This window comes from Agrobacterium tumefaciens, assembly GCF_005221325.1.
GTDB lineage: Bacteria > Pseudomonadota > Alphaproteobacteria > Rhizobiales > Rhizobiaceae > Agrobacterium.
In genome coordinates this window covers 2,006,035-2,018,575 of sequence record NZ_CP039889.1, presented here as the reverse complement: position 1 = coordinate 2,018,575, position 12,541 = coordinate 2,006,035, and the positions used below count along the sequence as shown (strand labels likewise).

Here is a 12,541-nt window from a genome sequence, read left to right as displayed (position 1 = left end):
CATGGCAAGAAACAGAAAACGCGTGAAGCAGAATGGCGATCTGCGGCCGTCCCGGCACGGCTCTCGTCTTGTCCTGTTTGCGCGAAAATCTCTCGCCTTCATCCTCAGCATCCTTGTTGCAACGCAGCCGCTCATGGTGCAGGCGCAGGAAATCCGGGCCGATCAGGCAGCCAATGCCGCCAATCAACCGGGTGTCGGCGCAAGCGGTAATGGCGTACCGCTCATAAATATCGTCACGCCGAACGCGGCGGGCCTCTCCCACAACAAATACAGCGACTTCAATGTCGGCCCAAACGGCGCGATCCTGAACAATTCCAATCAGGACCTGCTGCGATCACAGCTTGGCGGCCTCGTTCAGGGCAATGGCAATCTGCGCGATTCCGGTCCGGCCAGCGTTATCCTCAATGAAGTGAGCGGCTCCGGCCGTTCGCTCCTGCAAGGGGCCGTTGAGGTTCACGGCGGAGCTGCCAACGTCGTGATCGCCAATCCGAATGGGCTCACCTGTGATGGCTGCGGGTTTATCAATACACCACGCGTGACGTTGTCGACCGGCACGCCGGAGTTGGGACCTGACGGCTCTCTCTCCGGATTGCGAGTGAATGGCGGTGACGTCCGCATCGGTGCTGATGGTGCCGACCTCGGCTCGGTCAATATCTTCGACATCGTTTCACGTAAGATTGCCATCGACGGTCCGGTCAGAGCCGGCGGTGAACTCAATCTGGTCGCCGGTCGTAACTCCTACGCCTATCAGTCGGGTCTCGTCACGCCGCTTGCCTCGGATGGCGACGAACCGGCAATCGCTATCGATTCCTCTCTGCTCGGCGGCATGTATGCGGGCAGTATCAAGATCATCTCCACCGATAAAGGCGCGGGCGTCCGGATGGCAGGCCAGATGGCCGCCAATGCCGGGGCAATGACACTCACTGCCGATGGCAGGCTGGTGCTCGGCAAGGCGCAGGCGAAACAGGCGATCACGGCACGTTCGCAGAAAGACACCGTGCGGATCGAAAGCACGCTGTTCTCCGATGAGGCGATTACGCTGGAAGGCCTGAGCGCCGTCGAGCTTGCGGACCATGCTCTTGTCATTGCCAGGGGCGACGTAGCACTGAAAGGTGGAGCGATCTCGCTTGGAACCGATGCGCTTGCCGCATCGGGAACCGACAGCACCGGACAGCAGGCAACCACTGGCACGCTCAGCGTGGAGGCTTCGACGCTGGAGGCCGGAAAGGGGCAGCTTGCTGCCGGCGGGCTGCTCACGATCAGGGCCGGCGCGCTCGATCTGACGCGGGCGGACGATATGGGGCGGGATACGCTCCGGTCCCGTTCGGATATCGTGATCGAGGCGTCCAGCATCGATGCGCGCAACGGGCAGATCACGGCCGGGAACGACCTGACCGTGAAATCCACCCAAAACCTCAGCCTGAATGATGGACACTATGTCTCGGGCGGTATGTTGCTCGCACAGGCGGCACAGCTCACCTCCAGCGCCAGCCTTGCCGCAAGGTCGGTGGCGAAACTGGAGACGCTGGACGGAAACCTGAACCATTCCGGGGAGATCGCGGGCAATGGCGGCACGGTCCTGTCATCGGCACAGGACATTGCAAACTCGGGTCGCGTCGTTTCGACGGACAAGGTGACGCTTACCGCTGCTGGCACCTTGCGCAACAGTTCGGCTGGCCTCGTCGCAGCCGACGGTGGTGTCAGCGCCTCGGCAGGCACGATTGTCAATGACGGCTCGATTGCCGCACAGGGCGGCACGCTCGATGTTACCACGGAGAACGGTCTTTCCAACGCCGGTACGTTGCTAAGCATGAAGGATGCGAGCGTTACCGCTGGCGGCGTTATCGGCAATTCCGGCGATATGCTGGTCGAGGATGCGCTTTCTTTGCGTACGACCAGCGGCACCATCTCCAACAGCGGCACGATCAATGCCGGAACCATCGGCCTCGAAGCCACGACCCTCGTCAACCAGGGACACCTGACGGCGCATGACCAGTCCGTGAGCGTTGCGCTCTCCGGCAACCTGCAGAACGCGGGAGACATCTCGGCCCGCGATGCCATCGGCCTTGCAGTCGATGGCGACACCACATTGTCCGGCAAGCTCAGATCGAACGGCGCACTCAGTCTTACGGGTCGCAACAACGGCAGCGCCGGAAGTGTGTCGGTTCTGGCGGGCGGTGTCGTCAATGGCGGCAGTCAGCTTTCCCTGCGCGCAGCCTCACTCGACAATGCGGGCAGCATCGGTTCTGCGGGCGGCTTCCTGCTTGCTGAACTTGCAGGCAGTCTTACCAATACTGGGCTTCTCTATTCAGGCACGTCCTCGACCTACCGGCTTGACGGCAGCTTCACCAATGTCAATGCCGATGTGCTCGCTGAAACAGACCTGACGATCAAGGGATTGAGCAGTGGTCGCGCTGGTGCGCTCGACAACAGGTCCGGTACGATTGAAGCCGTGGCCGGCGATATGGTGCTCAACGTCGCCTCGCTGACCAACCGTCGCGATGGTCTGACCGCGACCGTCGATACCTCGACCGAAACCACCCAATCCGGCGACACGACCACCACCGTCGTGACCAAACGCGAGACGGCGACCGCCAATGGTCCAGCCTCACAGCTACTGGCCGGTGGTGATATCACCATCGACACGGGAGCGCTGACCAACAGTTACAGCCAGATTGCCGCCAATGGCGATATCTCAATTACAGCCGCTTCGATCATGAACGAAGGTCGTGATCTTATCGAAACCATTGAGACCACGGCCGTTACGCAGCATTCCCAGCGCTATTGTGCACGACGAATTCTTGGTGTCTGCGTTGATCGCAAAACGCGGTATTGGACGACAACAGAGTCTGACACATCCTCGCGCACTTACGACGCCGTTTTTGGAACCATCGAGGCAGGCGGCACTCTCAGCGCCAACGTGAGCGGCTATCTCAATAACAATGCCGTGCGTGGCCAGGCAAACCAGATCGGGCTTTCATCGGGCAACCGAGCGCTGTCGTCCGCCGACATCGCGTCCACATCGGAAGCACGCAATCTTGCAAGCATTTCGGCTCTGGATGTAAGCGTCAACTCCCTACTCGGGCGACAGGCGACGTTCCAGACCGCTGCTGCCCCCAACATGCCCTTCCTAATAGAAACCCGTTCCGAATTCATCGATCCGTCCAAATTCCTCGGTTCGGACTACTTCCTCAAGACAATCGGCAGCTACGATCCCAACCAGCCCCTGAAACGGCTGGGCGATGCCTATGTCGAATATCGCCTCATCCGTGACCAGATATTCAATCTGACCGGAAGTCGCGCGCTTGGCTCCGGCCTCGATCCCTACAAGCTAATGCAGGCGCTCTATGACAATGCCGCCGATGCCCGGCAGGAACTGGGCTTGACTTTCGGTGTTTCACTGACCCCATCGCAGCGGGCAGCCCTGACGAAAGATATCGTCTGGATGGAAAAGCAGGTCGTTGACGGACAGGAGGTCCTGGTTCCGCGCCTGTATCTCTCCGCCTCGACTGCCGCCAATACAAGTCTCGCCAGCGCACAGATCAGGGCGGGAGAGGCCAGCATCGAAACGGCAGCGCTGACCAATTCCGGAGCAATCTCCACGGTCGGCAATCTCGCGATCGATACTACGGCCACCCTCTTCAACAATGGTGGCAGCCTGTTTGCGGGTGCCGATATCGTTATCGACGCAGGCAGTATCTTCTCCAACCGCTCCGGCACGGTCTCCGGTCGCAACGTCACGGTTGAGGCAGACACTATCGTCAACGACACGGTGAAGGTCCGTGACGTTTACGCCAATGGTTTTGCCGACCGTGCTCAGCAGGCAGCGCGTATTGAAGCGCGCGAGGACCTTCTCCTGAAGGCGTCCGGCTCCATTGTCTCAGAAGGCGGGCAGTTCGTCGCGGGCGATGACATGACGCTGGATGCGGGCGGCGCTATCGATATATCTGCGCTCGAACTGGAACGGTCCCGCGACGACAAGATCAAGGGCGGATATGATCGCGCCTACAGCCTGACCAATACGCTGGCGGAACTGCAGGCGGGCGGCAATCTGCTCATCGATGCCGGTGACGATCTGGCCCTTCGTGGTGCCAGGGCTTCGGCGGGCGAGAATGTCACCTTGCAAGCCGATGGCGACGTCAGCATCACCTCGGTTCAGAACCGTGAAAACCGCGACCTGAAGCTTGACATCAAAACCAGCGGCTTCCTCGGAACGGAAACCAATATCCGCCGCCAGTCCTCTTCCGTGGAGACGGAAGCCACGACGATCACCGCTGGTAAGGATGTGTCCGTCATCTCCGAAAGCGGCGATGTGACACTCCAGGCTCCGCATGTCAAAAGCGGCGGCGAAACGCGTCTTGAAGCGGAAGAAGGCAAGGTCGCGCTTCTCACCAACACCGACCAGAGTTTCAAGCAGGACTTCAAGCGCGAGGAAGACCTGTTCTGGTGGAACGAGCGTGATCAGGGGAAGGCGGAAGAAACGATCCGCCATGTCGAGATCGAGGCCGGCGGCGGTCTCAAGATCGATGCTGGCAACGGTATCGTCATCGAATACCACAAGACCGGCAATCTCGAAGCCTCGCTCGATCAGCTTGCGCAGTCCCCCGGACTGGCATGGGTTGGAGAAATCCGCAATGATCCCGCCCTCGCCGGACAGGTCGACTGGAAGGCTGTCGATGCTCAGTTCCAGCAATGGGATTACAAGTCGCAGGGACTGACGGAAGCTGGAGCCGCGCTGGTGACGTTGGTCACGGCTGCTCTCACCGGACCGATGACAGGCTTCACGGCAAGTCTTACCAGTTCTGTCGCAGGCTCACTTGGTCTGGCAGGCAATGCGGTTGCGGAAGCGGCAATTCAGGCAGGGCTTCAATCGCTCATCAACAAGAGTGCGGTGGCGCTTGTCAACAATCAGGGCGACATCGGTGCGGCCCTCAAGGAGCTTGGCTCTTCAGCAAATATTCGGTCGTTGCTGACCTCCATGGTAGCCGCCGGACTGACGGTCCAGTTGGCCGATGTAGCTGGTGTTGGGTACGAGTTGCCAGCAGATGCTCCTCTGGCCGACCGGATCGTCCAGGATATTCAGCAGGGACTCATCCGCGCCACCGTGAAGGCAGGTGTTTCGACCGCGATCGAAGGCGGGAAACTTGACGATAACCTCCTCGGTGCATTGAGGCTTGAGGCTGCGGCGGTTCTCAGTGAAAACGTCGCTCAGGAGATTGGCAAGGCTTATCATACAGGGGAAATCGATAAGGTTTCCCAGATGATCGCACACGCGGCGCTAGGCTGCGCCGCTGGTGCGATCGCTGCTGGCGACTGCAAGTCTGGGGCGATTGGCGGCGTTGTCGGTGAAGTTACCGCAGAACTGTTTGAAAAGAGCATCCACGATACACTGACAGAAGGCGATCTGACGCGTGACGAAGCAATAGTGCTCGTCAACAACTGGCGTGCAAGCGGCGTAGATGTCGCACGCGTCGCTGCTGGTCTCGCCGCCGCGCTTGCGGGAGGTGATGTTGACACCGGAGCCGACGCGGGCGGAAATGCCGCTGAAAACAACGCGTTCTGGATTCCGGTCATCATCGTCATCGGGGTGATCCTCGAAGCGACCGACAAGGTTCTGCTTGCCTCCGATGCCGTTGATATCACCGTCGCGACCTATGAATGCAACGCTGGTAGCCAGTCCGCATGCGATCAAGCCGTCTCCATGGCACAGCAGGCGGCCAAGGATGCCATGATCGAGCTAACAATCGGCAGCGTTGTTCCCGGCTCCAAAGCCGGGGCCGATTTGCTCCGATGGGTGCGAAAGAACGCTGACGCAGATACCGTCCAAGCGATCGAGAAAGCTGTCTCAGCCGGCGGTGCTGCAAACGTCAACAGTGGGTTAAAACTAAAAAATCAGCTTGCTGCGCAAGAAATTGCTGGTGGTCACGGGTTCCAGAAACATGTCCTCGAACAAGGCGAATTCGCCGGAATAGGTATACGGACTCGGCAGCAGTATGCTGAACACATCGAGAATGTTTTGAATAATCCAAGTAGCATCCGCTATACGTCAGATGGACGAAGCTTCTATCTTCAAGAATCAACGGGAACAGTTGTCGTTCGAAACAGCAAGGCTGTCGATGGTGGAACTGCATTTCAACCCACAAACTGGGGCGAGTACATTTCCCAACTGCCAACAAGAACGGAGCCATATCCATGAGCGGTGGCGAAAAATCTCAATCGACGTCGACCCTTCGGAGCATAATAAGAAATGCATTAGAAGAGCTGGAGCGCGACGGCGAAATCGTTATTTGTTCCAGTAGCCCCAACCACATCACAGACTTTTTGAACGATCGCCTTCAGGTCTTAACTCCAACCGATACGATAACATCTGTTGAGTTGGCGGGCCTCCGTTCCTTGGTATATCACGCAATAAATGACAAACGGTTTTTCGACTGGGAGATGCCAACGCTAACCGGACTGACAGCCGAAGAATTTGCCAATCTCGCGGCCAAATTGCCAACGGGATAAAGGCTAGGAGGTTTTCTCACGCTGGTTGCACTACGGGTATCCGTGCCATTCTCCAGAAGATGCGTGGCGAAGGAATGTCGCACTCGAAAACCAAGAACCAGACCAAATATGAACAAGCACTTGTTCGGGGTAAGGAACTTCTCGACGACGCTGACTACCAGTGGACAAAACAACGATGTTGCAGCGAAAGACGGTAAAAATTGGCGATGTATTCCAGATTTTGACATCGGAGGGTGTTTGCTATGGACAAGTTACGCACACCCACCCGAAATGGAAGTTCGTTATCGCCATCTTCAGAGATTTTTTCTCCAAAGAACCTGGGGATTTTTCATCCGTTGTTTCTCAAGAGCCGCAGATTATAACGACGTTTCTTATCCAGCACGCGGTTCGACAAGGATTGTTTACCTTGATGGCGAATGTTCCCGTATCTGAACATTTACGGAAATTTCCAATTTTTCGCGGAACTAATAACCTCAAAGGCGAAGACACGCTGTGGTTTTTCTGGGATGGTGAAAAAGAATGGAGGATCAAACGTCCTCTTACGGGCGAAGAAAAGAAATATCCACAAGGCCCATCCCTCCCAAGCGCCCCTCTACTTATCGGGATGATTGAGAAAAACTATCGAGTTGAAACGGACTATATTTGACCGTGGCCCGCAGTGTGTCTTCATCGCACTCCAGGCGCGAGATTTAAGCTGAGTCGTTCAAATATGGCTACGCGACAAGCATTAACAATTGCGATTCACAATGACCCAACCCTGTTTTGCCGCGTCTGCGGACTGGAGCAACCTTGCCCTCAATACGGTGATGATGGGGTTTCTCCTACCTATGAGATATGTGCTTGCTGTGGTGTTGAATTTGGCTATGAGGATTCGACCGTCCAAAGTGCTAAAAAATTCCGTGCAATTGGATTGGGAGCGGTTTGAAGTGGTTTTCGCCGTCAGAAAAGCCCGCAAATTGGTCTTGGGAGGAGCAAAAAGCGTACATCCCGGAATCTCTCAGATGAATTCGCGAAATGGTAGCGATAGGGACAATTAAAGCGTCAAGACATCAAACTGCCGATGATCAAGATTATCCTAATGGCCCACCCTTGAAATCAGGACGTTTCCGGGAGCAGGTCAATGAGGACGAAAGAGGTTACACAGGTACTAAAGAGTCAGGGATGGACGGTCTTTCCCCGTCCCGTTCTGCAGAAGGAGACGACTATGGACAGGAACCCTGTCGCTGAACTGGTGGACAAACTGATCGAGGTCGGTTGTGACATTCGTGCAATCGGCGCTGTCGGCTAGTTGGTCCGCTGGATGACGAAGAAGTGGCGGCCCGTGTCCATGCCATTCTGGAGGATTTCGGACCCCGTGATCATCTCTTCGGCGATATCATTGCATACCTGAATGCGCTCGGACGCGTCGTTCCTCTGGAAACTCATGACGCCATTCCATTGCCACCCTCTTCGTTACATTAGCCTGCAACGTCCCGGGTACGGAATTGTAGGCTTCCCAAGTTGAGCGACCTACGAAGCCGAGTCTAGGTCTGTCGCGCTGCATCTGCTTGCGAGCGAGTTTTCGCTGGCGGCTGCACTCCTTGTCCGAATACACGGGGTAGCGCGGCAATTGGATTTCTGAATCACAATTACTTACGGTTGACCAAACGACCTCTGCAATCAAGACTTCCCAAATCATTCCACATTGTCCCGACGGAGACCCGGGCATGTTTCTTTTAGACACGAGTGTTCTGAGCCAAGCTCAATATAAAAAAGCGCATCCTTCTGTCGCTGAATGGCTAGCCGACCAAGAAGATTTGGCGATACCGTTTCCAGTGCTTTTAGAAATTCAACAGGGAATCGTTGAAATTGGCGAGAGACAGCCGGCACTCGCTGCGGAGATTATGGCCTGGTTCGATGAGCTACTCGAATGGGATTTTTTGTACCCAGAAATCAACCACCAAGTGGCCAAAACGCTCGCTAAACTACATTGTTGCGAGCCACTAAGACATCTTTGGTATACAAATCCAGAAAACGCGAGGAGGCGAAAACCCGGACAGGACCTGTTTATCGCAGCCGTCTCCATCGCACACAATCTGCCGATAGCAACGCTCAACGGAAAAGATTTTGCGCTGATAGCCCACTACTTCCCACTGCCTGGCGTATACAATCCGGCGTTCTCAATGTGGGTCGTCGAGGAATCCGACAGACCAGATATCGCCACCCAAGCGACAGCTAAATATGCTTAGCGATCTTTCGGTCCACCACGAGAAAGCAGAGGGCCAACTGGACCCTTCATCCGTGGCTTGAATATAATTTCAAAGAGCCCGTTCTCGTCACGCACGCTTTGAGGGCTATCGTTACGGGCAGCCTCGAAGACTTCGGATATCCGACGTTCGGCGTCTTTCCGCTCCCAAATAGCTATCGGTTCTCGCACGTGATCCTCACTTCACTGACGTCTAACAATAACCGATTCCTTCCAGACTGTGAACGTGAACGGACCCACACCAAGAAGCGTGTCCTTGAAATACCAATTCGGCTGGTTAGTTTTCATTAGCAAATTCAGGTTAGCAAAAGAGCCTTTGCCGGAACTACGCTCATGCTCGAGGATGGCCTGAATGGAACCCACTCGCCGAGGTCTGCAAACAGAAAAGCCCCGGAGCATTAGTTCCAGGGTCTGAATTTAGTGACGATAGAACGCTACGAGAAAAGCGTTCTTCCGTTCGCTATCTCCACCCTTCGGACGGAGACGCAATCAGCGGGCCACCGCCTGGGCGCTCAACGACGCCTACTCACTTACAACCTGAACAGATGTTTGATCCTCATCGGGGGCGAGTTCGCGTGCGGCCCGTACCTGTGCCCATCGTTGCGCCCGAAGGACGATTGACGGTCCCAAAGGTGCGAGCTTTTGTAGACTTCGCCGTTCCGCTTCTCAGGAAAGAGTTTGGGGAGCGCTCTCACATTTGTGCTGCTCGGTAAACCTGTGTGAGTGCGGGTGCCTGCTTGGGATTGGGGTAATTCACTACTGAGAAAAATATTCCAAGACGCACAAAAATTTTGCATTTCTTTATCGTGCGAACGCATGGACCCCATCCTATATGCTTGGGCAATCGAAATCCGCTAAAGGAACCCGGACATGGGCTGGATCAAAATCATCGCGACTGCGGCCGCACTTCAGGCAATAGCGTTCTCTCCATCAATGGCGGGCGAGAACCTCGATCAAATCAAGTCGTCTGGCGTCATTAAGATCGGGACTGAAGGCACCTACGCTCCGTTTACGTTCCATGACTCCGCGAACAAGCTTGTTGGGTTCGACGTTGAAATCGGCGAAGCCGTAGCGAAGAAGCTCGGAGTGAAGGCCGAATTTGTCGAGGGCAAATGGGACGGTCTGATCGCCGGACTTGATGCGAAGAGGTACGACGCCGTAATCAACCAGGTTGGCATCACGGAAGCGCGGAAGCAAAAGTATGCGTTCTCTGAACCGTATATTGCTTCGAAAGCCGTGCTGATTGTTCGAGAAGGAAACACGGACATCAAAGGGTTTGAGGACCTGAAGGGCAAGAAGTCCGCGCAGTCTCTCACGAGCAACTTCGGCAAGCTAGCCGAGGCAGCAGGAGCCGAGCTGGTCGGGACCGATGGTTTTGACCAGTCCATCCAACTGGTTTTGACGCGCCGCGCGGATGCAACCGTCAATGACAGCCTGTCTTTCCTCGACTTCAAGAAGCATCAGCCTGATGCCCCCGTGAAGATCGTCGCTGAAAAATCGGATGCAGACTTCTCTGGTATTATCGTCCGCAAGGGAGATGACGATCTGGTCGCGTCCATCAATAAAGCCCTCGCCGACATCAAGGCAGACGGAACCTACAAGACCATTTCCGACAAATACTTCGGACAGGACGTCTCCAAGTAAACCTGTCATTCTACAGCAAGCTACGCAGTAACGTTCAATCGGTCGTCCGGCGTTTCCGTCGGGCGGCTTTGTTTTAGAGGTGAGCTTTGCCCCACTGGCTCCAATTGATGTTGGATTCGTTTCCCACCCTGTTATGGGCAGGCATCCGCTTTACCATTCCACTTACGCTGCTCTCGTTTGCGCTAGGACTCGCACTTGGTTTGGTGACGGCTGTTGCTCGACTTTTCGGACCCGGACCTATCTCGGCGCTTGCTCGTTTTTACGTGTGGATCATTCGTGGCACGCCTTTGCTCGTGCAGCTCTTTGTCATCTTTTACGGGCTACCGAGCATCGGCGTTCTTCTTGACGCGTTTCCTGCCGCACTGATCGGATTCACGCTGAACGTTGGGGCTTACACATCTGAGATCATCCGCGCGGCGATCGGTTCCGTTCCCAAGGGACAATGGGAAGCGGCTTATTCAACCGGTATGAACTGGCAGCAGGCGATGCGCAGAACGATCCTGCCGCAGGCCGCAAGGGTGTCTGTGCCGCCGCTTTCGAACTCATTCATTGCACTGGTCAAGGATACGTCTCTCGCGGCAGCAATCACGGTTCCGGAGCTGTTTCAAGCGGCACAACGCATCGTTGCCACGACCTATGAGCCACTCATTCTCTATATCCAGACTGCGCTGATCTATCTTGTATTGAGCTCTGTCCTCTCCGCGTTACAGTCGCGCTTAGAGATAAGGTTTTCCCGTTACGGCGGACTGTTGGAGGCGAACCGATGATCGAACTCAACAGGATCGAAAAACGCTTCGGGGAAGCGGTTATCCTCAAGGACGTCTCGCTGCAGTTTCCAGAGGGAAGCGTGACGGCGCTCGTTGGGCCTTCCGGCGGCGGCAAGAGCACGCTGTTACGCTGTATAAACCTATTGGAACAACCTACCTCGGGATCAGTCACGGTCGGGTCTGAGGTCGTGGAGTTTCATCCGGGACGCAAGGCTCGTTGGCAGGACATCCAAAAAATCCGAAAGCAAACGGGGATGGTCTTCCAGAACTTCCAGCTGTTTCCTCACCGAACCGCTATAGAGAATGTGATGGAAGGCCTCCTCGTCGTCCAAAAATGGACAAGAGAAAAAGCTCAGGCCAGAGCCATGGAGTTGCTTACGAAGGTTGGAATGGCACACAAGGCAGACGCTTGGCCCGCGAATCTTTCCGGTGGTCAACAGCAGCGTATCGCGATCGCAAGGGCCTTGGCCCCGTCACCTCAGGTCCTTCTTTGCGATGAGCCAACGTCTGCTCTTGACCCAGAGCTGGCTGCTGAAGTGGTAGACGTTCTCGGCAAGCTAGCGAGCGAGGGCACGACGATGGTCATGGCGACACATGATCTGCGGCTGGCATCTCAAGTGTCGAACCAGGTCGTATTTCTTGAGGCAGGCGTTGTCGTGGAAGCAGGCACTCCAGATGAACTTTTCCGTTCTCCCCGACATCAACGCACCCGTCAGTTTGTTTCTTCGATAAGTGCGGCGCAAGCTCTGTGACCGAAAACAAGAGCTGAAAACCGTGCCGCCCCTCAAACTTTTTGAATCGGCGAACATGTACTGCCCCCAATTTCGACCGGACGCTCAGCATAAGCCGGAAGGCTCAAGCACTGGCTTGAGGCTAAGCTTATGTCTAACGAGTTTCGACGGGTTGACCTGATGATCGGTGACGTCCGGCGGCGACGCTGGACGACCGAACGCAAACTGCAGATTATCGAGGAAAGCTATGCTGCTGGGGAGACCGTTTCCTCTGCGGGTCGGCGGCGGCATGGAGTTGCGCCAAATCTTCTATATCGCTGGCGTCGGCTCACGGGGGAGGTGCGGTGGCTGCGGATTCGGATGAACGGGTAATCGGCAATTCCGAGGTGAAGAAGCTGGAAGATCGCGTCCACGAGCCTGAGCGCATTCTCGGGCGCGAGACGTCGGAGAACGAGATTTTCCGCGAAGCACTTTCCAAAGCCCAGTCAAAAAAACCGAGAGCGCGGCCGATCTTGTTGCCGAAGGACGGTTGACGATGAAGACGGTGGCTGACGTCCTGGCGTATCGCGTTCCAATCTCGCCGAGCGTCTCAAAGGCAAGCTCAAGCCGCGTGGTTCACACCTCAAAGCGGACGATGCCGAGCCCTG

General features: G+C 56.0%; 9 protein-coding genes and 2 pseudogenes. 10 read left to right on the top strand and 1 reads right to left on the bottom strand.

Annotated elements, in window-relative coordinates; all coding sequences use genetic code 11:
• Nucleotide 1: 1 nt before the first annotated feature.
• The 4 genes from CFBP5499_RS24175 (at nt 2) to CFBP5499_RS30400 (ending at nt 7,795) form a co-directional block, all read left to right on the top strand.
• A complete protein-coding gene (locus CFBP5499_RS24175; RefSeq protein ID WP_158523286.1) occupies nt 2-6,196 on the top strand; it encodes a DUF637 domain-containing protein in 6,195 nt (2,064 codons plus the stop codon).
• A complete protein-coding gene (locus CFBP5499_RS24170) occupies nt 6,193-6,507 on the top strand; it encodes a hypothetical protein (RefSeq protein ID WP_080827779.1) in 315 nt (104 codons plus the stop codon). The genes CFBP5499_RS24175 and CFBP5499_RS24170 overlap by 4 nt, the downstream gene beginning before the upstream one ends.
• A gap of 175 nt (nt 6,508-6,682) precedes the next feature.
• Nucleotides 6,683-7,153 carry a hypothetical protein gene (locus CFBP5499_RS24165; protein ID WP_080827780.1) on the top strand — a complete coding sequence of 157 codons (471 nt, stop codon included), beginning with the start codon at nt 6,683-6,685 and terminating at the stop codon, nt 7,151-7,153.
• Nucleotides 7,154-7,627: 474 nt separating this feature from the next.
• On the top strand, nt 7,628-7,795 hold the full coding sequence (locus CFBP5499_RS30400) for a hypothetical protein (protein WP_158523287.1): 168 nt from the start codon (nt 7,628-7,630) through the stop codon (nt 7,793-7,795).
• On the opposite strand, the gene CFBP5499_RS30165 is transcribed toward CFBP5499_RS30400, so the two are convergent.
• Complete coding sequence (locus CFBP5499_RS30165; RefSeq protein ID WP_158523288.1) at nt 7,792-7,932, bottom strand: hypothetical protein; 141 nt, start codon at nt 7,930-7,932, stop codon at nt 7,792-7,794. The genes CFBP5499_RS30400 and CFBP5499_RS30165 overlap by 4 nt on opposite strands.
• A 281-nt stretch (nt 7,933-8,213) precedes the next feature.
• On the opposite strand from CFBP5499_RS30165, the gene CFBP5499_RS24155 reads away from it, so the two are divergent.
• The 6 genes and pseudogenes from CFBP5499_RS24155 to CFBP5499_RS24130 form a co-directional block, all read left to right on the top strand.
• Complete coding sequence (locus tag CFBP5499_RS24155) at nt 8,214-8,735, top strand: PIN domain-containing protein (protein WP_080827781.1); 522 nt, start codon at nt 8,214-8,216, stop codon at nt 8,733-8,735.
• Nucleotides 8,736-9,354: 619 nt separating this feature from the next.
• A pseudogene (locus tag CFBP5499_RS30560) lies at nt 9,355-9,465 on the top strand (LysR family transcriptional regulator); the annotation flags it as partial.
• A gap of 157 nt (nt 9,466-9,622) precedes the next feature.
• Nucleotides 9,623-10,396 carry an amino acid ABC transporter substrate-binding protein gene (locus CFBP5499_RS24145; RefSeq protein WP_080827782.1) on the top strand — a complete coding sequence of 258 codons (774 nt, stop codon included), beginning with the start codon at nt 9,623-9,625 and terminating at the stop codon, nt 10,394-10,396.
• Nucleotides 10,397-10,482: 86 nt separating this feature from the next.
• Nucleotides 10,483-11,163 carry an amino acid ABC transporter permease gene (locus CFBP5499_RS24140; protein WP_080827783.1) on the top strand — a complete coding sequence of 227 codons (681 nt, stop codon included), beginning with the start codon at nt 10,483-10,485 and terminating at the stop codon, nt 11,161-11,163.
• Complete coding sequence (locus tag CFBP5499_RS24135) at nt 11,160-11,915, top strand: amino acid ABC transporter ATP-binding protein (protein ID WP_080827784.1); 756 nt, start codon at nt 11,160-11,162, stop codon at nt 11,913-11,915. Before CFBP5499_RS24140 ends, CFBP5499_RS24135 begins: the two co-directional genes overlap by 4 nt.
• Before the next feature lie 129 nt (nt 11,916-12,044).
• A pseudogene (locus CFBP5499_RS24130) lies at nt 12,045-12,536 on the top strand (transposase); the annotation flags it as partial.
• Nucleotides 12,537-12,541 lie beyond the last annotated feature (5 nt).

Bases quoted from the DNA above. Each gene is read 5' to 3' on its own strand.
- CFBP5499_RS24175 (WP_158523286.1), top strand. From the start codon at position 2: ATGGCAAGAAACAGAAAACGCGTGAAGCAGAATGGCGATCTGCGGCCG.
- CFBP5499_RS24170 (WP_080827779.1), top strand. From the start codon at position 6,193: ATGAGCGGTGGCGAAAAATCTCAATCGACGTCGACCCTTCGGAGCATA.
- CFBP5499_RS24165 (WP_080827780.1), top strand. From the start codon at position 6,683: ATGTTGCAGCGAAAGACGGTAAAAATTGGCGATGTATTCCAGATTTTG.
- CFBP5499_RS30400 (WP_158523287.1), top strand. From the start codon at position 7,628: ATGAGGACGAAAGAGGTTACACAGGTACTAAAGAGTCAGGGATGGACG.
- CFBP5499_RS30165 (WP_158523288.1), bottom strand. From the start codon at position 7,932: ATGAGTTTCCAGAGGAACGACGCGTCCGAGCGCATTCAGGTATGCAAT.
- CFBP5499_RS24155 (WP_080827781.1), top strand. From the start codon at position 8,214: ATGTTTCTTTTAGACACGAGTGTTCTGAGCCAAGCTCAATATAAAAAA.
- CFBP5499_RS24145 (WP_080827782.1), top strand. From the start codon at position 9,623: ATGGGCTGGATCAAAATCATCGCGACTGCGGCCGCACTTCAGGCAATA.
- CFBP5499_RS24135 (WP_080827784.1), top strand. From the start codon at position 11,160: ATGATCGAACTCAACAGGATCGAAAAACGCTTCGGGGAAGCGGTTATC.